The sequence below is a fragment of the Coleofasciculus sp. E1-EBD-02 genome (assembly GCF_040218245.1).
Classification (GTDB): domain Bacteria; phylum Cyanobacteriota; class Cyanobacteriia; order Cyanobacteriales; family Coleofasciculaceae; genus Coleofasciculus.
The window spans coordinates 1-22,225 of record NZ_JAVJQN010000235.1; the positions used below are offsets into that span (position 1 = coordinate 1).

General features: G+C 45.9%; 16 protein-coding genes and 1 CRISPR repeat array. Of the genes, 2 read left to right on the forward strand and 14 right to left on the reverse strand.

Features of this window, described 5'->3' with window-relative positions; translation table 11 throughout:
• The first annotated feature begins 394 nt into the window (after positions 1–394).
• Positions 395–2,469: direct repeats of the CRISPR family, unit length 36 nt; unit sequence GTTTCCATTCAACTGATTTCCCCAGCGAGTGGGGAC.
• Positions 2,470–2,651: 182 nt separating this feature from the next.
• From cas2 to RIC07_RS34725, 4 genes are all read right to left on the reverse strand, one after another.
• Positions 2,652–2,933, reverse strand: a complete 282-nt coding sequence (gene cas2 / locus RIC07_RS34710) for a CRISPR-associated endonuclease Cas2 (RefSeq protein ID WP_446398492.1) — start codon at positions 2,931–2,933, stop codon at positions 2,652–2,654.
• Between the two features lie 3 nt (positions 2,934–2,936).
• Positions 2,937–3,929 carry a CRISPR-associated endonuclease Cas1 gene (cas1, locus tag RIC07_RS34715; RefSeq protein WP_446398493.1) on the reverse strand — a complete coding sequence of 331 codons (993 nt, stop codon included), beginning with the start codon at positions 3,927–3,929 and terminating at the stop codon, positions 2,937–2,939.
• On the reverse strand, positions 3,926–4,222 hold the full coding sequence (csx18, locus tag RIC07_RS34720) for a CRISPR-associated protein Csx18 (RefSeq protein WP_446398494.1): 297 nt from the start codon (positions 4,220–4,222) through the stop codon (positions 3,926–3,928). The genes cas1 and csx18 overlap by 4 nt, the downstream gene beginning before the upstream one ends.
• A 68-nt stretch (positions 4,223–4,290) precedes the next feature.
• A complete protein-coding gene (locus RIC07_RS34725) occupies positions 4,291–4,644 on the reverse strand; it encodes an excalibur calcium-binding domain-containing protein (protein WP_446381537.1) in 354 nt (117 codons plus the stop codon).
• A 277-nt stretch (positions 4,645–4,921) separates the two neighbouring features.
• Here RIC07_RS34725 and RIC07_RS34730 point away from each other — a divergent pair, with 277 nt between their 5' ends.
• Positions 4,922–6,097: a helix-turn-helix transcriptional regulator gene (locus RIC07_RS34730; protein WP_446398495.1), complete on the forward strand. Its 1,176-nt coding sequence runs from the start codon at positions 4,922–4,924 to the stop codon at positions 6,095–6,097.
• On the opposite strand, the gene RIC07_RS34735 is transcribed toward RIC07_RS34730, so the two are convergent.
• From RIC07_RS34735 to RIC07_RS34770, 8 genes are all read right to left on the reverse strand, one after another.
• Positions 6,098–6,286, reverse strand: coding sequence for a hypothetical protein (locus RIC07_RS34735; RefSeq protein ID WP_446398496.1), 189 nt, complete (start codon positions 6,284–6,286; stop codon positions 6,098–6,100).
• Positions 6,287–6,311: 25 nt separating this feature from the next.
• A complete protein-coding gene (locus RIC07_RS34740; RefSeq protein WP_446398497.1) occupies positions 6,312–7,844 on the reverse strand; it encodes a hypothetical protein in 1,533 nt (510 codons plus the stop codon).
• Between the two features lie 51 nt (positions 7,845–7,895).
• Positions 7,896–9,677, reverse strand: a complete 1,782-nt coding sequence (locus tag RIC07_RS34745) for a hypothetical protein (RefSeq protein WP_446398498.1) — start codon at positions 9,675–9,677, stop codon at positions 7,896–7,898.
• Complete coding sequence (locus RIC07_RS34750; RefSeq protein ID WP_446398499.1) at positions 9,670–10,116, reverse strand: hypothetical protein; 447 nt, start codon at positions 10,114–10,116, stop codon at positions 9,670–9,672. The genes RIC07_RS34745 and RIC07_RS34750 overlap by 8 nt, the downstream gene beginning before the upstream one ends.
• Before the next feature lie 2 nt (positions 10,117–10,118).
• Positions 10,119–10,955 (reverse strand): RAMP superfamily CRISPR-associated protein, encoded by an 837-nt coding sequence (locus RIC07_RS34755; RefSeq protein ID WP_446398500.1) that lies wholly within the window; start codon positions 10,953–10,955, stop codon positions 10,119–10,121.
• Positions 10,955–12,040: a type III-B CRISPR module-associated Cmr3 family protein gene (locus RIC07_RS34760; RefSeq protein WP_446381526.1), complete on the reverse strand. Its 1,086-nt coding sequence runs from the start codon at positions 12,038–12,040 to the stop codon at positions 10,955–10,957. The genes RIC07_RS34755 and RIC07_RS34760 overlap by 1 nt, the downstream gene beginning before the upstream one ends.
• Entirely contained in the window at positions 12,025–13,785 is a 1,761-nt protein-coding gene (locus RIC07_RS34765) for a Cas10/Cmr2 second palm domain-containing protein (protein ID WP_446398501.1), read from the reverse strand. The genes RIC07_RS34760 and RIC07_RS34765 overlap by 16 nt, the downstream gene beginning before the upstream one ends.
• A gap of 535 nt (positions 13,786–14,320) precedes the next feature.
• Entirely contained in the window at positions 14,321–14,821 is a 501-nt protein-coding gene (locus RIC07_RS34770; RefSeq protein ID WP_446398502.1) for an N-acetyltransferase family protein, read from the reverse strand.
• A 347-nt stretch (positions 14,822–15,168) separates the two neighbouring features.
• Here RIC07_RS34770 and RIC07_RS34775 point away from each other — a divergent pair, with 347 nt between their 5' ends.
• Positions 15,169–18,258 (forward strand): UPF0182 family protein, encoded by a 3,090-nt coding sequence (locus RIC07_RS34775; RefSeq protein WP_446398503.1) that lies wholly within the window; start codon positions 15,169–15,171, stop codon positions 18,256–18,258.
• 143 nt (positions 18,259–18,401) lie between these two features.
• On the opposite strand, the gene RIC07_RS34780 is transcribed toward RIC07_RS34775, so the two are convergent.
• The gene (locus RIC07_RS34780) at positions 18,402–20,636 is read right to left on the reverse strand and encodes an amino acid permease (RefSeq protein WP_446398504.1); all 2,235 of its coding nucleotides are present in this window, start codon (positions 20,634–20,636) and stop codon (positions 18,402–18,404) included.
• Positions 20,637–21,104: 468 nt separating this feature from the next.
• Positions 21,105–22,163 carry an N-acetyl-gamma-glutamyl-phosphate reductase gene (argC, locus tag RIC07_RS34785; protein WP_446398505.1) on the reverse strand — a complete coding sequence of 353 codons (1,059 nt, stop codon included), beginning with the start codon at positions 22,161–22,163 and terminating at the stop codon, positions 21,105–21,107.
• Positions 22,164–22,225 lie beyond the last annotated feature (62 nt).

Below are 22,225 nucleotides of genomic sequence, written 5' to 3' on the forward strand. Positions count from 1 at the left end.
TAACCGCAGGGCTTGCGGGGCTAGTCTGTGGAGCGAACATAAGACCTAAGAATCTTCGGGTTTAAGGGCGGTTGCAATGAAGCAGAAACCTAAATCGTGAGGTTTAGGAATCCCGCGCTTTTAGCGCTGGGAGGATGTCAACGTTGTGAATAGTTTGCCTGGATCGATTCGAGTTACTATCTTTTGGGTTTGTTCACCTGATGGCTCCTCAACGCGATCGCACTCTGATTGAAAGGGTTGAACTCCAAAAACCTTGTAGTCAATACACTTATGGCTACATCAGATTTTTACAACTGGCGGGACACTTTATGGTTCTACCCAAGTCCGATTGTCGCTCTCCCTCCCTCCTACGAGGGAATGAGGGTTACAGCCAAAGAAAACGGACAACTTATGCTTCCAGTTTGAACTGATTTCCCCAGCGAGTGGGGACTCAATTTTACTCGCTCAAAGTTACTGTGATCTTGTGAGTTTCCATTCAACTGATTTCCCCAGCGAGTGGGGACGAAAGGAAAAGACCTGCGGGAAGAAGGGCTTCTAAAGTTTCCATTCAACTGATTTCCCCAGCGAGTGGGGACTAGACAAAGACTACTTTTCTAAAACCTTGCTAACCGCGTTTCCATTCAACTGATTTCCCCAGCGAGTGGGGACTGAGATTTTTAGACAAATGAGTGAAGCGATTAAACGTTTCCATTCAACTGATTTCCCCAGCGAGTGGGGACTTAAAAAACTTGAAGAGTTATTATCTGTCTGTAAAGAGTTTCCATTCAACTGATTTCCCCAGCGAGTGGGGACACTGTTTCTGATTCTGCCAGCTTCGACTCAATCAACGTTTCCATTCAACTGATTTCCCCAGCGAGTGGGGACTACATTTAAAGTACAATCATCACCAGCCTATTTATCAAGTTTCCATTCAACTGATTTCCCCAGCGAGTGGGGACGCTTGTCCTGTCTGGCAAGGATCAGAAGTCATCGGCTGGTTTCCATTCAACTGATTTCCCCAGCGAGTGGGGACTATGTAACGGCACTCAGCGACCAATCAATCTGTATCTGGTTTCCATTCAACTGATTTCCCCAGCGAGTGGGGACACCAAAGCGACATTGTACAACGCTGACACATATTATCAAGTTTCCATTCAACTGATTTCCCCAGCGAGTGGGGACCGGTTTTGGGAAAGGTCAATGGCGCGGATTACGAAGTTTCCATTCAACTGATTTCCCCAGCGAGTGGGGACACTTACACCATGACGGGATGGATCACAAAATCACCAACAAGTTTCCATTCAACTGATTTCCCCAGCGAGTGGGGACTTGGGATTAATCCTATTGTTCCAGAATGGATAGAAGATGTTTCCATTCAACTGATTTCCCCAGCGAGTGGGGACCCTGATGGATGGACAAGAACGCGATCGCTTGATCTTAGTTTCCATTCAACTGATTTCCCCAGCGAGTGGGGACGTTCTTCGATCACCCCAATGGTTTTTATAAATTCCTTGAGGTTTCCATTCAACTGATTTCCCCAGCGAGTGGGGACTATCCTGAGACGTTGGAAGAAAAGATAGGCGCGATCGTTTCCATTCAACTGATTTCCCCAGCGAGTGGGGACTTGACGCACCCAGAGCAATTAGCTGCGATGGAGAAAGTTTCCATTCAACTGATTTCCCCAGCGAGTGGGGACTCAAAAATTAGATCATGTTCAGCGCAGGCAATGGATGTTTCCATTCAACTGATTTCCCCAGCGAGTGGGGACTTGTTTCTGATGGAACGACCATTGCGGCTATTCAGTCGTTTCCATTCAACTGATTTCCCCAGCGAGTGGGGACAACTTAAGTAAAGCCCACTTAATTGGAGCTAACTTGTTTCCATTCAACTGATTTCCCCAGCGAGTGGGGACAATACCATCAGCCTCGATCTACCCCTCGTTACGAAGTTTCCATTCAACTGATTTCCCCAGCGAGTGGGGACAATACCATCAGCCTCGATCTACCCCTCGTTACGAAGTTTCCATTCAACTGATTTCCCCAGCGAGTGGGGACTTAAACTGGGCTGACTTACACTTAAATGCGGCTGACTTGTTTCCATTCAACTGATTTCCCCAGCGAGTGGGGACCTTAATTGGGGCTGACCTAAGCGGGGCTAAATTAAGTAAAGTTTCCATTCAACTGATTTCCCCAGCGAGTGGGGACGGGGATTGCAGGGTGCGAACCTGTGCGACGAAAATTGCGTTTCCATTCAACTGATTTCCCCAGCGAGTGGGGACTCCAAGCTGCTGTAGTGTTCGTACAGTGCAGCAGCGTTTCCATTCAACTGATTTCCCCAGCGAGTGGGGACTTAGGGCTAACGGCTACTCCCTTTCGCAATAACTAGTTTCCATTCAACTGATTTCCCCAGCGAGTGGGGACGCAGTGCGTTAGCTCATACTCTTCCTTTGAAAACGTTTCCATTCAACTGATTTCCCCAGCGAGTGGGGACCCCTTGATTTTAACCCCTTGCCCTGCCTGAATTCCAGAGGCGGTTAGCGAGGTTCAGCGCCAACACTTGCCAAAATCCCAAAAATCTTGCCGCGAAAATTGCTCAAACCCTTACAGGACAAGGCAGCGAGGTTCAGAACGAAACAATAGGATTTTCCGGCATTTTACCTGACCTTCGCCAAATTAAATAATTGTACTTCCAGTTGGCTTTGGGACAGGTGAACCAATACCCCACGTTTCTACCTGCTCCAGAGTGTGCCGCGACAAAGGATAAAATCTAATGCTATCTTCCGATAACTTGACCCGTTTTTGCAGTCTAGACCGCAATTCATCAAATTTCGACCTACAAAGTTGGCACTCAAACACCGAATACTGCACTCGCCGACCATACCCTTCCAATAAATCGGATACCTTTTTCCGGCGTTTGTCATCAGGAATGTCATAGGCTACTACATACAAAAGCATTCTCTATCGATTTTGATAGGGGTGATATCCCTGGCTAGGATTATAAACAAACTGCTTATAAGCTTTGACTTGCTGATTAAGCAAGTCCCATTTTGGGTGCTTACCCCCTGCCTCATCTTGAATTTCCTCCTCCATTCGCTGTACAAATGCATGGAGAAACTTCTTACGCCCAGATTCATTGAGATAACACCCCCCATCTTTATAGAAAAAATCTTGCAATTCATTGATGATATGTCGATTAACTAGCCACATTACTAAAGCATCAACCAAAGGGGCGCGAAATTCTTCAATTAAATCCGACGCCAACGCCGCATGACGTTCATGCCCCTGATGTAGAGATGCCTGATAGGGATCAAGCCCCTGAAGCTCAATTAGTGCCAGTAAATGATTCCACAAAATTTGATAACCAAAACTTAGCATTGCATTAACTGGATTCCCTGGAGGGCGGCGAGTTCTCTGGGTAAATACAAACTCTGAATTAGCCAAACACTCCCCAAACACCTCAAAATATTGTGCTGCTCCTGCCCCTTCAAACCCCATTAGCTGTTCAATCGAATCCGCTTGACTAGCTTGATTTGCCAAATAATCTAAACTTTGCAACACCTTTTCTAGTTTTTTCGAGCGATTGCGCTGCCGTTGTCGCCGCATTAATATGCGACAATTCCTAAGCTTAGCGATGACAATTGCCCGTGCTGCCGTCAACCTTTCACCTATCACCAACTGCTGCTGATAATGAGCCAGTTGGCGATAGCCCCGTTCAATAGACATCAGTCGCCCATAACAATAGCCCATGCGAGACAAATAAGCGATGGGAATATCCCGCCACAAACAGGCTCGAACTGCCTGAGTTGTCACCTGTGACTTTCCGAATAAAAGAATCTGTTCTGTTAAAGGTAATTGCACTTGGGCATGAATAGTGTCGCCTTGTTTAACCAAAAGCATTTCACCGTTAAGGGAAATATAACAACCCTGTTGGGAGACGTATAAAGTTTTCATTGATACCAATGTGACGAATACTCAACATTTGATTGTTGCCGTTGGCGACGCAAACTCCCCGACTGGGAAGAAATTTCAGAAAATAACTCAGTTTGGGATACAGGCAGCAGCCATACAATCACGCGGTCTGCCAAATATGCGATTATGTAAGATAAACTCATAACCAGCAGTGTATTTACAATTACTGCTGCCAACCCTAATGGCGCAATCAACAAAAGAATCAAGGTAATACCACCATTGAATAGAGACACCAGACTATTACGCACTCTGGCTGCGCGAGGTGAAATATACATGATTAATGCAGTAACAAATTTTACTGGAGGATGTTTGAGTGATAAACTAAAAAATGACCAATGAACAATTACGGCAAACTCTCACAAGCTACTCCATCATTGTTCTTATCCAACCCATGAGGATCGTCCGGGAACTCATCCAGCACCCTTTGGGCTTCCTTTTGTGTAGTGAAGTCACTGCAATTGCAGTTCCAATTCACGCATCCCGGCAGATTTTCTTCTCCATTTGGGCTGACTGTTTCTGTTGGTTTTGGTGATGGTGATTCGACAGCGTTATCCTGTTGACTTGTTACTGGAGATTCAGATAGGGACATAGGATTCACTGCCTCTTCGGTGGGAGAAACTGGTGGATTTCCTGGTGAATGACACTGCACGGTGATCAGTGCCAAAATTAATCCTGTGGTTATAACTGAAGGTGTCATTAGCTTAATGTGAAGATTGGTTTAAGGTTAGTTTAAGAGATGAAAAACCTGTACGGGATCGCGTTTCCCTGTTGATTTCTACGATTGATAAAAATTAGCCTAACTTCAAATCCCAGAAAAAACCACAAAAAGACACTATTCAAACTTTGATTACAATGTCAAGCAAAATCCCCGTACATTAACGCTTATAAAATCCTTGTCCGTCTATTTTTTTAGGTTCAATAGTAGTTTCTTTTCTCTTGCCTGTTAACATCGAGTTGGATTATCTTAGATAGCTATGCCTAAGAAACCTCAACTCCACCCCTACGCCGATCGCCTCTCGTTCGAGCGAATTTTGCTACTAATCGCTACCTTGATCAATCACCCCGGCATCGGCTGTTGCAACCCTTTAGACCGACCCAAAAAGGGTCAACATCACAATGCCTTAGAACCTCTGCAAAAGAAGGAACAGGAATTTGCCCAATCCCTCGGTATCACCTTCCCTGACAACTATCCCTCTATTGGCACTCTCCGCAAAGACTTAGAAACCCTACGAGAGTTTGGCATTCTCGATCGCCGAATGTATCGTTGGGGATATTACCTGGGAACCGGCGTCATGAGTTGGGAGGAACTAAAAGTAGCATTCAACGCCCTACATTCCCAAGCAACTTACCAAGGTGACCCCACAATCCGCGAAATTTATCAGATTCTAGAGAAGCGATTGCGGGGATTAGATTTAGACAGTAACGGCGACTTCTCTTACCCGGTGCGTGCCTATCTGAATCGCCCGATAATCTACACTGACCCCCAGCAAATGCAAGCCAAAGGCAAGAACCGCCACACCTTATTTCACTGCTTAGATGCATTAGAAGTCGCGATCGCCAAAGGTCAGTTAGTCGAACTTTACCGCCATCGGGAACCCTATGGACAGCGAACGGGCTATATCCAGGTTTATCCCTTACAACTGTTTTACCATGACATTGCCTGGTATCTGCTTTACGAATACTCAGAAAACCAACATCTAGAGGTAGGACGATTAGATCGGTTTAAAGACTACTGCCATCATATTGACCCAACAGGACGAGGACAGCAAAAACAGCGAGAAAGTCTCAAGGAAGCGCAAAAGCTGATGACCACTGGCTGGGGTATTTATCTGGGAACTCCCTGTGACCAACAACTAGAACGGCAGGGAAAGTTATTATTAGAAGAGGTGAAAGTTAGATTTTCACCCCCAGTAACCACTTTTATTTTAGAAGGTGAATGTCGCCACCCCCATCAAAAACTTCGTGCCAAGAAAGATAGCAACGGTGAATATATTCACGTCGATTACATGATCAAGCTTCCCCCGCGTTCCTTCCACGAGTTCAGTCGCTGGGTCTACCGTTATATGGGATGCGCTCAAGTCCTCTCCCCACCCGATTTAGTGGAAAAGCATCGCCAAGCCGCACAAGCAGTTGCGGCACGGTATCGTTAATTAGGCAATAGGCAATAGGCAATAGGCAATAGGCAATAGGCAATAGGCAATAGGCAATAGGCAATAGGCAATAGGCAATAGGCAATAGGCAATAGGCAATAGGCAATAGGCAAAAGAGAACAGGAGTGCGATCGTCTCGCTCGCTATAAGAGCAAGATTGGGTATTAGTAGCGAGCAAGATGCTCGCACTACAAGGATTTCACCGTTATTGACATTAAGGTTTAAATGCCGAACCGCTTATCTCATCTCTTAATTTCTGATACACTTTTGCCATCAAGCTTGCGACTGTTCCATCTGACTCTGGTTTATCTAGAAATTTAAAAGTTTTCCCAGATACGAAATTAAGACAACCTAATACTCTATCTTGCCAACTTTTGTCTGCCTTTTGCAAATCTAATTCTGTTGGATTGGTTTCTGGAGTTCTAATTCCCCAGGCTTGGTAAACTTCATCTCTTTTTAATCCTAATACCTTATGAAAAAGTTTATTTCTTTCATCTCTGGCATCCTTGAAAAATACCTTAATATCACCGTTTTGTTTCCAGGTTTTCTTGTCCTCTTGTAATAAATCATAAAGAGATTGGCTATAAAGCTTAATTTTTGGTTGTTTGAGAAAGTCTTTTTTTCGATATTCAGGCATTTTTTCTTGAATTTCTCTTTTGACAAAAAGAGCTTTTTTGCCATATTTATCTTTTTCCTCTTTAACATACTGGGGATACTTGAATTTAGCCCATGCTGCAATTAAGCCCTCCACAGCACGAAAACTATGGAATAGTGCTTCAACGGTATTCCCTTGCTCAAGTCGTACTACTCCCAGATAAGCCGCTTCATAAGCTGTCCACCACCAGTTATCTTCTTTTGTGCGTTCCTGAACGGCTTGACGCAATTGGTTATCAGGATAGTCTAACAGCCTCTTAGCAAAATCATCAAACTTCGCTGAATTCCATTGAATCGCAGCATCTAATAAAATTTCTACATCTGGTTTTAAGTAGGGAGCCAATAACGCTTTCACGCCGGAATAATCATAGCGTTCCAGCAAGGTTTTTGCCTCTTGTTGGCGAATCCCCCGCAGATAGGTTGAACGATTCAGTATTTTGGTTAACTCTTTATCCCGCTCACTGGTGACTAAAAATTGCACCCGATGTCCAAATCGTAATAATGTTTCAAACTGAACGGCTGAAGAAATTGCCGGGGTACTGGCTTGATGACTGACATAAATTGTTGCAGAATCAGGAAAGTCAAGTTGAGCTAATTCTGACTGAATTAGTTTCAGAACACTATCCCAATCATCTAACCCTTCGGTTGGGGATTGGGGTTGCAGTAAGAGGGATTTAAGTTGGGCTTGAGGAAGTTTGTCTTTAAGATAGGTTGCTACAATTGGCTCCAAGGTACAGGTGTCTTGCCAGTAAGCCGACTGGGTTGAGCGCCGTTGTGATGGACTAAATACGACTTCTTGGTCGGTCAAAATTAAAATAATTTGGTCGATTTTTATGTTTTCGTGCTGAACAAGCCCAACAAAATTATCGAGTAAGGGAAAGGCTAAGTCATCCCAATAGTCCTGTGCCTGAGATTGACCATACACTGTACCCATCACTCTCCCAGGAACTAAAAAGCGGTCATCTGTTCCCTCTGTGGGTGTAAATCCACGACCACCTAACTGACTCCTAACTGTTCTGTACAGATTTGTCCAATGGTCTTTTGTCCAGAGTTGAACATCACTATTGCCTATTGTAATAATCCAAATGTTCATGATGGTTATTGATCCTCATTTATAGTGCAAGCTTGGGGAAGGACGCAAGCCTTATGTCCCTACGTGATTTCTTCCCCAAAGGGGGGTGAATTCATTGGTTTCATCCAAAAATTCCAAAAATTGTTCTGTTTCTTCTGAGTCATCTGGAAACACCGTCAGCAACTCAATATATTCATCCTTAAGACGAATCAATTCCCCCGCCCTCGTCTTCACATACCGAGGATACATGCGATGCCAAATTCGCCCCACTTGACTGTCAAATCCTTTTTTAGCCGCCCATCCAGTGAGTTCGGTATCTTTAATCGACTGTTGAGCAAAATAAGCCCGATGAAACCACTCAACCGCTTGACTATCCTGCTGATTTTTAGCAATACGTCCCCAAACCTGAACCCGATGCGGATGCCAAGTTTCCCGCCAGTCTTGCACATAACCTTGGGGTTCATAGCCTGCTGACTCCAGCCACGCGATCGCACTCTGTTGGGTTTCCTCTAAAAAGCGAGTCACTAAAGCCAGATTAGGCACATTGTTAAGTACCCATAGCTTTTTTGATCCGGGTAAAAATTCCCAATGACACCCAATCATCGGCTTATCCCCTGTTTGGAAATAACTGGGATAAAATAGTCCGTGGTGAATCCGTCGCCAAGATTTGCCAAAACCGCCCAGTAGCATGGAGAAGCGCAGCAGATAGCGCAGGAATTTCCGCAGTTGTGGGGAAATGTCGCCGTATGCCAAAAGTTCTAACCTGCCTTGTTTGAGGGTATAGGTGGGCATGGAGATGGGCTTACAATTAGGTCTATAGACATGTTCTCCTGGCTGTAGATTCCCTTCATCTACGGTAAACAAAATCCCCACCTTCCCCACCGTTGCATCCCCATCAATCCCTCCCCAAATCCTTTGGGTTAAGGCTTGCGCCACAGTTTCATTCGTGATCCCGGCTAAGAGGCGCAGAGTGTGTCCGCGCAACACGGCTTTAAACATATTGGGGCGAAACTCGCCGACTTTATTCAGCAGTTGAGAGGCGAGTCCCTCTCCTTTCAACTCAGCCGCGAGAATCCGGCGATCTGAAGTGCTAAGGGGGACAATTGAACCATTTGGGTTCACTTTATCCACATAGCCATAACCAGCACTCACCCGTGACCCAATCCCATAGGATAGCGCCCGTTCCCAAATCTGCCAAATCTGCTGCCAATCCTGTTGACTCAGGGGTTCTACACTAGAAATCCCAAACCTTAATTGGGATTGGTACAGGGAAATTTGCACATTGGCGCTATGATTCGCACCACTATCTATCACTTGATAGGGTTGTTGACCGTGAACCACATCAACCAAGCGATCGCGCTTTGCCCAGGATGTCATATCCACCGGATAGCCGCCGTGAAAACGCAGGATACCGGGAACGGTTTTGGTTTCCCCTTGGGGAGTAATCTCCTCACCACCACAATAGCGATCGCGTTCAGCATCGGTTAAGCAAGCACGACGGAATGCCCCTTTCATGCTAGAACCGGAGAAAAAGGGTAATCCCTTCGCCCCAATTATCGGACGAATTACGTCTTCATCTTGACCACTATTGGTAATCAACCGCCAGCGAATTTTATAGTCTTGGGTTTCTACCGAGTCACCAAATTCGGGTAATTTAACGGTGGGTTGAACGGGGCGACGTTTCCAAATTGGAATCGTTTTGTCAACTTGTGCAGGTGATGGGGGACACCCTCGCAACCATTGATCTACCCATTTTGATGCAGGTTTAACATTACCCGCATATTGAATTTTACCGCGATCAGGAATTTGTGCCTGGAACATTAGCGGAACATGATTAGCATCGGAATCAGTCATCCTTCTTCTCCTGAGAATCATTGTCTGGTTTTAAGGGCTTATACCGTTGTGACCACCAAACCATGCAATCACACAGTTGAATGAGTACCGCTAAGGCTACTTTTCGCTGCTTTTGATCAAAAGCCCAGAGATAATCGGTAATGCGTTTGATGGCGTCTTTATCCGTGGGTTCAAGTTTCTCTGAAGGCAGTTCAATCCCCGCAGGGGAGAGAATTTCACAAAACCGTTGCCAAGTCTCTGCCCAATAGTTACTGGCGGCTGTAGGGTAGTAAATATCTTTTTGCTTATCATACAGTCGCAATTGTTCTCCCCAAAATCGCTCCAGTCCATAGGAGGCGGTTGTTCGCATCTTATAGACTTGGTTATGAGCGCCTTTATCGCAATGCTCAAACACTAAATCGTGGGCAATTTTATCTAATTTATAAGCTTCAAAAGCCATATTTATACCCCCTTTACGGTGATTTCGCAGTGACCAAAGCCAATGGATTCTAATCCACCAAGATAGACGTCCCCTTGGTGGCTTTTGCCAAAGGGTTGCCAGGATTTGGGTTCACCATTGGGTTCACGGGGATTTAACTGTTTAATCGCAATCGGAAATACCATAAACGTCCCTTCTGGTAAAGCTTCCGTATTAAAAAACGCCTTACCTTTTACCCGTTTTTGATTTTTTTCCAACGCCACTCTACTTTGTCGATACAACGCCATATCGTGAATCATGCCAATTTCATCATCACCGACGACAACGGATGGGAGTTCGTTACCCAGAGGAAACCAAGCTGATAAATTTTCCGTTCCTTCAACGGTGAGAAACCCAAAATTGAAAAATAATTTATTCTCCCCATTGATATTCAGGGGCGTCAAGGTCTGTGAGCCTTTATATTTCAGACGTTCTGGGTCAGGTAAGTTTGAAAGATTTCCAGCTATCCGTTTATATCGCTTCAACAACTTCGGACAACTTACCCAGACTATCGGCTGTCCTGGACAAAACACAGGTAACCATAAAATTGAGGCATATTCAAATTTTACGACTGATTCGGTTGTCTTTTCTGATAACTCTGATTCGGCTTCATGTCCATACCAATAGCTAGCTTCCGCTTCATCATGAGACTGTCGCATTTGGGAGCGAAATCGTCCCCGAATCGAACTACCGGGAATAATCCCCGTTTGCGTAAACTGATCCTTAAAAATTAGGTTTAAATTCCCACTTTCTTCACCCGCTGTTGCGCCCACATGCAATGGGGCAAGGGTTTCGATCACACCATAAGCTTTCTTGTACATTAACCATTTACTCCTTCAATATTAATCGGCAAACACAAACTAACACCAAACTTTTTCAACAACCCTTTTTCCGGAAACCAGGCTGTAGGAAAATCCCACCATGTCTTATTTAAGGGTTCCGGAAGCACATAAACGCTACCCGCTGGTACGGCATAACGCCCACGAGATAAACGACCGGGAGCGCGGGTTTTAAAGGATTCTTTTTTCTGCTCTCCATAACCAATTCGATAGCGGTAGGGAACGGCTTTTTCAGTCAGTAGCTTTATTTTGTTGTAGTCACGGGCAAAGTCTTTATACTTAGGATATCGATAGGATAGGTCTTTTGAACCCCAAACCCCAGGGGTAATTAAAGCAAATGCTTTTTTGATTGGCTGTTGCAATCGTTGTTGGATTGGAGTTTCTGGGGTTAATTCTATACTATTGACTTCGACAATATGACTTTCGCCGCCAAATTGATACCAACCCTTGGGTAATTCATAGGTCGAAAGGTAAACTAAGCAGGTATCTTCCTTCATCTGAACTGCTGTTTCCAGAAATAATCCATCTTCGCCTAAAACATGTCGCTCATCTTTTTTCAGACGAGGGTGTAAGATAGAAACATAGTTCCAGGAATTCTCAGCAACGGCAGGCGAATCTCCTTTAGCATCCTGTTGAATAAGTTCGGGTTCATCATCCCAATAGTCTAATCTGAGCCAGTGATAATCGGATTCACTCGACTCTATCGCGTCTGGCTCAATCTCATCGCTTCTGGCTTGGGACTTGAGACGCCATTGATGGTCAACAATTTGCCATTCATCAGACGTAGTTTTACCAATTAGCTTATGATGGGGGAGGGGAACATAAAAATCATCGACTTGATCTATATTTGCCCAAAATGGTCCGGCGATAACTAAGTTCTCTCGAAGTTCTTTATGCTCCACCAAGCCTATCGATTTATTGGTACTGAAGAAAAGACCGGATAATGTGGCTGCATCTGGCGGAAACTTTCTTCCGGATCGCCCGACTAAGTTTTCCGGTGAAAGGAATGCCCCAGAACTGCCGTACATCAAGCCCAAAGGCTGAATTGTAATTAAGAATTTGAACATAACTGCCAACCAATATTAATTAAGCCATCAATCCATTGAATAAAATCTGCTTCTAAAGCATCCTGCCCAATAATATGTTTAGAGTTATCGCTATCGATGAGGTAGTCTTTGTTAATCGGTTTTTTTGGGTCAGTTCGGGGAGAGCGATCGCGAAAATATAAATCAAAGATAGCCAGGGCAATAGAGTCATCAGCGTTACCGAATTTATCATTTAAGGGAATAGCATGACGGGCTTTTAGCTGCGCCCAATCGCTGTAAATATGACCCCAATTCGGTTCCTGACTCCAGGTCTTGCCATCGCGATCACGATAGTTGGTTAAGACATGCAGATAATCCCAGGGACAAGTCCATTGGACAGATTGACCACTATTAAAAACCACCCGAATCGTTACGCGATCGCGTCCTTGATTCTTTGCCCGTTTTTCAGCGTCTCGACAATGCTGTAAAATATCCCGTTGGGGAACTTGATGTCCTGCCCAAACAAAGCCAACACTATAGGTAAAATCCAGATTTAGGTCTTGTTTAATCTGCTGTTGCTGGTTTTCCCAGTGGGATTCTAAGGCTAATAACCACTGCAACGCCTCTATCGGTTTTAGCTTCTCCGGTGTTTCTGTGGATTGGGTTTCGTTACTGTACAATACGCCGAGGAAGTCATCCCCACCCGCATAGATGACCCGTCCTTTTCCCTGGGAAAATAAGTCTGGCTTTCTCTGAAACTCCTGTCCCCATTTCCGAATTAAATCGGTAAAATGTTTGAGTTCCTTGTCTCGCTGCTGGGGATCATGATCATGGCGACTCGCCAGGACTTTCAACTTATCCCCAACTTTATCACCATCCCCCATAAACCAAGCAGTCCAATATCCCGGTTCCCGGATAATATCTTTAAATTCTGGGTCATCATCTTTGGCTTTGAGTCTATCGATACCAATGTGATCAGCAATCACGTCGTAGGTAACTAAACGCTTAACCAGTTCCGGAATACTCAGGCGTTCATTCGGCGCAACATACCTGCCAATTTGCTCAAAATATTGGCGATTCTGATCAGGTGGAGATTGCTTTTTTCTCAACTCTTCCAGAGACAAACTTGGTTGTCCGACTCGTTCATCGGGGTTATCCAACAGCCACGACAAGCGACGATAAAATAGTTCCATCTCCTCTTGTTCCGATTGGCTGAGTAAACGACCAGGATTAGAGTCTAGCTTACCCAACTGATGCCACGCGATCGCATCGGTTCCGGTTAAACTGGAACTCTCGCCCACCCAGTTTATGGCAATCCAATCCCGCCTCAGTTTGCGAGTTTCCAAGTCATCCATGGCGGCTTGAACCGAGTCCCCATATCCCCAAAAGACTTCCCAAGTGTAACTTTCCCAGCGTTCCCATTCCCCTTTGCTTTGTCCTGTTTTTCCTTGAGTTTGTGACCAACAATACTGGTTTTTGGGGATACCCAAGTTATCTTCTATCCACACTCGGCAAATCTTTAGAATAGTCTGCCATTCTTTTAGGAGAGTATTTTGGACAAGATTGCGGTCAAATTTCCCTCGAACTAGAATCCGATTCGGCATTCCCTTCGCCACATTGGGCAATCCTGGGGAAATTACCGTGAGTCCTAAGCATTCTGCCTTTTGCACCAGTTTAAAACTCAAAAAGGATAAGATTAGCGAAGATCCATACAAATCTCGAAGTTTGCGGGATTTTTCGATAAATCCTTGTACAGGGGCAAAGCTGGCGGCGGTGTATTCAGACATAAGACTTACGGGTATTTAGGCAACTCAGTAGATACCATTTCGCTTGGTTACGCCACCCACGGCTTTTGTGGGAGGACTTTTTACAGGGGACTTGTAAACCAATCCCTAATTTCTGGCTTGCCCATTTGCTCGGAATACAGAGGTGTTTTCCTTTCTGTTTTGCTGTCTAGACTTTACTCTAGCAAGTGTTCCCTGTATGACGCTAGATATTACAAGTTACTGAAAATATTTTTCTTCTCCAGATTGAATCCCTGTGACAGGTAGGGTTTTAGCTATTTTTGACTCAATAGAATTAATAGTGGCTTTTTCTTGACAGTTGAGCAAAACTTATGGTAGTTGTACCGTTTGCCACAAGATTCTGCTGTATCATGATGTCAAAATCATGCTCCATCGCTATCCGATCTCGGATATCCTATTGGAATGATACATACCCTTGTAAGGGGGCTAGCAAGGTATTGACGCTACCACGGACTACGTGTTAAACAAATTTTTAGGTGATACCGGCGGCCTAAATGCCCTCGGCTTCAGAAATTTGTTAGCAGTCATTTTTAAGGAGTTTGAAATAAAATAATTCTGGGTCACCTTCATCAAGATTATATACAGTCCCACTCGGTTGATATTCCATTTTCACCATTAGTTCTTGCATTGGTTTATTGGACTCATTCGTTGAAGTAAATAACTTGCTTGTTTTACAATTTCTTTCTAAATGCGAGATTAGAGATGTACCAACACCTTTTCTTCGATTTGACGGTTTCACAATCAACATTGCGATAAATCCCTGGAAGAAGAAAGTGTATTCAAGCACAGCGTAACCAATTAAATCGGCATCATCTAATGCAATTACCGTATTCCCCTCTAGCACCCATTTTTTTATATGCTGTTTTCGATCATCCTCTTCAACTGCAATATGATCAATTGCTATGATGTTAGGAATGTCAGCTTCTGTAGCTTTTCGTATTATCATCATTTTGTTTGCTAACCATTTGTAGCTGGAACCTGAAGGGGTGACAAGCAGCTCAAAAGCTTGGCAGGCCAAGCATTTCCCCCTTCAAGCCTTGAAAAGATGAGAGCTTATTGACAGGTTTATTGAGAAGGAATACGTGAATGAGAATGATAATCATCTGGGTGACGGGTCTTCCGTAGTTATGTCATTTAATTTGGCAAGCGACAGTTCCAGGGCAGAAGGTTGATTACTGGTACGTGGTTGCGAGAGCCATTCAACCTGTCCTAAGCTGAATAATACTAACTGTAGAGTTTGTATTCAGTGCTGTCTTCGCTGCTGGCACGCTTCGTGCCGACTACAGACCCAGCTTAAGTCAGTGCCATTCGTCCTCAGCTTGATGGCGACTACTATAACTTATATTATCGCTGCTCTGTAGCAATATGTTTAAACGCATCTGGAACCGCCTTTTTCAAGTCATCATCGTGCTTCTGGGGTTGTGGCTAGCCTGGGATTTGCTGGCTCACCTGGTTGCGGAAATTTTATGGTTCATTGAGCTTGACTATTTGTCAGCGTTCTGGTTACGCTTACGGACTCAGCTAGGTTTGTGGGCGTTTGTTGGCTGCTTATCCGCCGGATTTTTACTCAGTAATTTGTTTCTCGCCAATCGGCTAAAGTATCCCGCCGCCATCGCCAAGGAGGTTGCCAACGCCACTAGGATACCTCCGGGAACTACTCAACTCAATCCAACCCTACCAAAGACTCCTACACAAGACTCTACACCCGTCAACCTTAAAAAGGGAGCGTTAGCGCTGAGGTTAGGATTACTCTTGCCAATCGTACTCTGCCTCGACGTACTCGTGGGGATAATGCTACTCCATTACGGTGAAGTGGCTATCTCCGTTTGGCAACCTGATTTTAATTTGCCCAGTGTCACCCCACCCCTACCAACTCCTTTTGATTGGAGTTCCATACAAAACGTAGTGCTACAGTTGCTGGCACAAATTATACAACTCATTGTTTTAGTCATCATTGTCATCGCATTGGTGGTTAATTCCCAATTCTGGTTAACGGCGATGGCTGTTGCTTTTCCAGTGGTTTTTGCCTTAGTGGTATCCGGACAATGGGGCAGGATTTTGCAGTATTTCCAGCCAACCGCCTTTAACGCGAATGACCCTTTATTTGGCACGGATATTAGTTTCTATGTCTTTAAACTTCCGGTGTGGCAACTATTAAACTTTTGGCTGGGGGGGCTGTGTCTGTTTGGTTTAGTCGCCGTAACCTTAACCTATTTGGTATCTGGAAATAGCCTGTCTCATGGGCGGTTTCCCGGATTTTCTGCTCATCAACTTTATCATTTACATGGATTAGGTTCCTTGGCGATGGCGACAGTGGCGTTCCACTATTGGCTATCGCGCTATGAACTGCTGTATTCCACTCGTGGCGTTACCTATGGTGCGAGTTATACCGATGTTAAGGCGCAGTTACCGATTAATACAGGGTTAAGTGTTTTCGCCCTGGGGATTGCTTTATTTTTACTCCTAAGACCGATAATCGGGTTTAAGTCGCTGCACAGGAGTGGCAAGGGAACACTCTCCCTACTGGGATTGTATGTGATCATGGTCGCGATCGCAGGCTGGCTAATCCCGGCGACGGTGCAACGGTTTGGCGTGCAGCCGAATGAATTGGAACGGGAACGCCCCTATATTGAACGCAGTATCGCTCTGAGTCGAGCGGCGTTTGATCTGGATAGTATTAATGTGGAAATCTTTAACCCCGAAGGCGAACTCACCAGTGCTGATTTAGATGAAAATATTTTAACGATTCGCAATATCCGCCTCTGGGATGCTCGTCCCATCCTGCAAACTAATCGTCAGCTACAACGTATCCGTCTCTACTACGAATTTCCGGATGCTGATATTGACCGCTACAGACTACCGTTAGAAGTGACGGGTGTTCCGCCTTCCTTTGCGGGAGAAGAAGTCGATGAACTAGAAGCAGAAGACACAGAGATTTCCCTAACCGTACCCACACCCGGTTTCACGATTGAAAAGCAACAGGTGATTATTGCACCCAGGGAATTATCCTACGAATCGGTTCCCGAACAAGCCCAAACCTGGGTGAACCAACACTTAGTTTATACCCACGGCTATGGCTTTACGATGAGTCCCGTGAATCGGGTGGGGAGTGGCGGATTGCCCAACTATTTTGTTAAAGATATTGGCACCGGTGCTGATCTCGGTGTTGGTGGAGATTTATCCACGTCTAGCCAACTGATTCGCGAAAGTATTCCGATTGGTGCGCCACGAATTTACTACGGACAACTCACGGAAAATTATGTGATGACTCCCACTAAAGTGCGGGAATTCGATTATCCCAGTGGTGAGGATAATGTTTACAACACCTACGATGGCAATGGGGGTGTTCAGATTAGTTCACTATGGCGCAGGTTGTTGTTTGCCGAGTATCTCAAAGATTGGAAGATGCTGTTTACGGACAACTTTACGCCGGAAACCAAGGTATTATTCCGTCGCAACATCAACCAACGGATTCGGGCGATCGCGCCGTTCTTACGTTATGATCGCGATCCGTATATTGTCAGTGTTAATCCTCAGGGTGGGGAAGTAGAAACGGATCAAACCTATCTTTACTGGATTGTTGACGCCTACACCACCAGCGAACATTATCCCTATTCTGACCCTGGTGATAATGAATTTAACTATATCCGCAATTCGGTTAAAGTCGTCATTGATGCCTATGACGGTACTATTACATTCTATGTTGCCGACCCCGACGATCCAATTATTCAAACCTGGACAAAGATTTTTCCCACGCTATTCCAACCACTAGATGCTATGCCTCCGGCGCTGCGACGTCATATTCGCTATCCGGTTGATATCTTCAGTGTTCAGTCGGAACGGTTGCTCACCTATCACATGACTGACCCCCAAGTATTTTACAATCGGGAAGACCAGTGGCGGATTCCCCAGGAGATTTACGGCAGGGAGTTGCAACCTCTGGAACCGTACTACCTGATTATGAAATTGCCAACGGCTACGAATGAGGAGTTCATTCTCCTCCATCCCTTTACACCTCAGGCACGTAATAATTTAATTGCTTGGTTGGCAGGGCGTTCAGATGGTGAGAATTATGGCAAATTATTTTTATATCAGTTTCCCAAACAAGAACTGATTTACGGACCCGAACAAATTGAAGCCTTAATTAATCAAGATCCGGTCATTTCTCAACAAATCTCACTGTGGAATCGTCAAGGTTCACGGGCGATTCAGGGGAATCTGTTAGTGATTCCGATTGAGCAATCCTTACTGTATGTCGAACCGCTTTACCTGGAAGCCGAACGCAATAGCTTGCCTATTTTAGCGCGGGTGATTGTTGTTTATGAAAATCGCATCGTCATGGCGGAAAGTTTAGAAAAGGCGCTGGAGGGAATCTTTCAGCAACCTGAACAAGAACCCGCCCCCACGATTATTCGTCCCCTAGAGGAACCCCCTGTGCCGTTAGGGGGAGGATAAGTAGGGTCTAGTGGGTAAGGGAAGGGAGCAGGGGGAGCTGGGGAAGCAGGGGGAGCTGGGGATGAGGGTGAAACGGTTACTCGTCTTGGTTTTCAGCTTAAGTTGCACGAATGCACGTTAGTAAGGGTTTGGTGACCAAACCCCTACACGCCCCCCTCCTGTAACACTTCCGAGAAGGCAAAATCGGGTTCGGCTAACACAAATATTGTTGTCGGCAATCCTGTGGCTAAACCTTGCAAACGTTCGTAATAACTGGTGTAATCATCCATCGGTTTCGCCATCCCCAAGAAGACTAAATCTGCACTTTGGGAAGACCGACGCAGGATTTCGGGGAAGGGGCGTCCCTTTGCTTCAATCACTTGCGATCGCGCCCCAATCCGTAGTTGTTTGGTCAGGTTTTCCACATTCCTCCGCGTAGCTTGGGCGGCGGCGTTATTGGCGACAACTAATTTAAGGTTAATTTCGGCACTGCGCCATTCCAAACTGGTTCGCAACAGATACGCCAAAATTAACATCAAGCCCCCATTTGCCTGTAACCCGCCCCACCAGACATCAATCCGTTTGCGGCGACCAAATCCCCGTTCCTCTACATCCCGTAAAATCACCACATTACGACGGGCTTGATGCAAGTTGGCGATCATCTGACAGTAACTACCACGATGAGAGGCTTGTTCACTATCCCCCAACAGAATCGTATTGGGAACCAATGGACCAATCCCATACGCCTCAACTAACCGTTCCGCCCCAATAAACGGATCAGGGGCAGTAATTAACCGGGCTAACCCTTGCACCCCCCGCTTCTCTAAATACTCGCGAATCGTGGCTTCCATTTCCAACTGCTTGGCTGGATCACGAGATCCACTGGGAATCACACTGGCGACGGTAAATAAACTGCGTTTGTGGGTTAAATTTGCCGCAAACTCCACCAAATGCCAGCGACGAGTGGGTGCGCCAGAAAAGACCAAAATATGAGGACGCCAGTTTTTCGTATCAGCCGTATAGTCGAGGCGATTAATTCCGGTGCGTACCAACGCCATCCAGACACCCTGACGCACATCCCCCCAAGCACTTTGTAATTCCCGCCGTTCTAACCAAATATAAACACTCGATACAATCAGCGCCGCCATAATTGTCGCTACGGCGTTGAGTAAAAACATCACCCCCAAACAGCCTACCGCCCCCAACAGGGATAAAGACCAATGCACCCGGAAGGAGGGGCGAAACGACGGACTGCGTAAAAAGCTTTCAATTCCCGCCGCCACGTTCAAGACTAAATAGGTGGTGAGGAAAAACATACTCAAAATTGGGGCGATTACGTTGAGATCCCCCAACGCCACGGCGACTAACACCAAGCCCAATGTAACCACCGTCGCAATACGCGGTTCATCTTCAGATCCAGAACCTGTTCCCAGAAACTTCAGCCACCGAGGTAAAATCCCATCCCGCGCCAGCGCCTGCATGACCCGAGGCGCACCGAGAATACTACCAATCGCACTGGATAATGTCGCCCCCCAAACCCCTAGTAACACCGAAGGTCCCCAAAGAGAGATTTCCTCCATAATTAAGGGTTTGTTGGTTAACGTGGAAGCATCTGCCCGCATTGCTAAAATTACGGGTAATGCCATATAAACCACATAACCTGTCCCCACCGCCGCCAAGGTACCAATGGGAATCGAACGAGTCGGATTGCGTAAATCCCCGGACATATTCACCCCCGCCATAATCCCGGTAACGGCAGGAAAGAAGACAGCGAAGACTTGCCAAAAAGGTGCGGAGTTGTCCGGGTTCCTCCCCCACAGTTCAATGTGAGTATTCGGATCAACGGGGGAACCAAAGACCAAACAAATCAAAGACAGCACGATCGCTGCCATAATAAAATATTGTGCCTTAATCGCAATTTGGGCAGAAGCGATCGCCAAAATTGCCACCAGAATCGTGGTAACAATCGCTATCAGCCGCTGATGCTGAACTAATCCCTCAAACGCCAGCGTCAGACTCTCAGCAAAACCAATCGTATATAGCGCCACCGATATCGCTTGGGCAAAGTAAAGCGGAATCCCCACCGCGCCGCCAGTTTCAATTCCCAGAGAACGGCTAATCATATAGTACGCGCCCCCCGCCTTCACTACCCGATCCGTTGCGATCGCGCAAATCGACAGCGAAGTCAGAAACGTAATCGCCGTAGACAGGGTGACAATAATCAGCGTGCCAAACAACCCCACATTCCCCACGACCCAACCAAATCGCAGGTACATGATTACACCCAGAATCGTCAGCAGGGACGGCGTATAAACCCCCCCAAACGTACCCAAACCCTTCTCCGGTTCAGAGGGAGTGGGCGAAGACGAGGGTGAATCTTGACGGAATGGGTTTTTCATGGTAAGCACCTAAGCCTGGTTCAATCCAACGAGAAAAGGGGAAATTGTTTCAGCCAAGACAGAGTTAGTTCTATCTTGACGTCCCCGTAAACAAGCAAAAAAAATGAGATATAGCTTTTTAGCACCCTCATGAAACCGATTTCACACCCTAATTTAAGCGATTTTAAGCAGCGGGCGATCGATTCTACTAAATACCCGTGTCCGCTACTGTAGCAAAAAAAATTCTCTTGAATCTCTATCTAGAGATTAGGGGAGTGTTGACCCTTAGCTGCGATCGAGGGAACCAGGTTTGTCGGGGCGGGTTTAGGGACTTTCGTCTCGCCATGAGATAATAACATTCGTACAAAACCCGCCCTATCTCCCCCGCACTATCTCCCCCGCACCGCCGCACCCCAACACCCCATCACCCCTACACCCCTACACCCTTACACCCCATCACCCCTGCACCCCCGCACCCCATCACCTGATCTACGGATAAAAACTCAACAACGGTAATCCCAACTTTTCATCCCAGCCCATAACCAGATTCAAACATTGAATCGCTTGACCAGCTTGACCTTTAATCAAGTTATCGGTAACTGACATAACAATCACCCGGTCAGTACGCGGATCAACTTCAACGCTGATATAACACAAATTCGTCCCACACGCCCACTTCGTTTGCGGATACGTCCCACTGGGTAAGACGCGCACACAAGGAGACGCACGATAAAATGCATTATAAATCGTCGCCAAATCTTCTCGCACTAATCCCGGATCACGTAATGTTGCATAAACCGTCGCCAGCAGTCCGCGTACCATTGGCATTAAATGAGGGGTAAACTGAACCATCACCTCATGACCCGCCAAATCACTGCAAATCTGTTCAATTTCCGGCGTATGGCGATGACGCGCCACCCCATAAGCCGCCACAGAACTATCCGCTTCTGCGAGTAAAAGATTAGTTTTCGCCTTACGCCCCGCCCCCGATGTGCCTGATTTGGCATCAATAATCGCCGTATCGGGCTGAATTAACCCTTGTTTAAGCAACGGTGCAAGTGCCAAAAGACTGGTGGTAACATAACAACCCGGACACCCTACCAGTTTCGCCTCAGCGATGCGATCGCGATATAATTCCGGTAACCCATAAACCGCTGAAGCTACAGTTTCCTGGTCATTACGTTCTCCCCCATACCAAGTTTTATAGGTCTCCAAATTCTTAAACCGATAATCAGCCGAAAGGTCAATCACCTTACACCCTTTCGCCAACAACGGCGGCGCCATCTGACACGCCAAACCATTGGGTAACGAGAGAAACACCACCTGACAACGGCTGGCAATTTTATCTAAATCAATCTCCTCAATGGTCAAATTCACACAATGACCCAAATGAGGATAGAGTTCAGAAAACGGTTTCCCCGCACTACTACTTCCTCCTAAATAAACCACCTCAACGCCTGGGTGATCCATCAATAGGCGTATCAATTGTACGCCTCCATAGCCAGAAGCACCAATAATTCCGACAGGCAATTGTCCTAAATCACCCATAATATTCCTTCCCTAACAGAGTTAACATCAAAAACAGATGAACATTTGCTGCATTTTAGCTT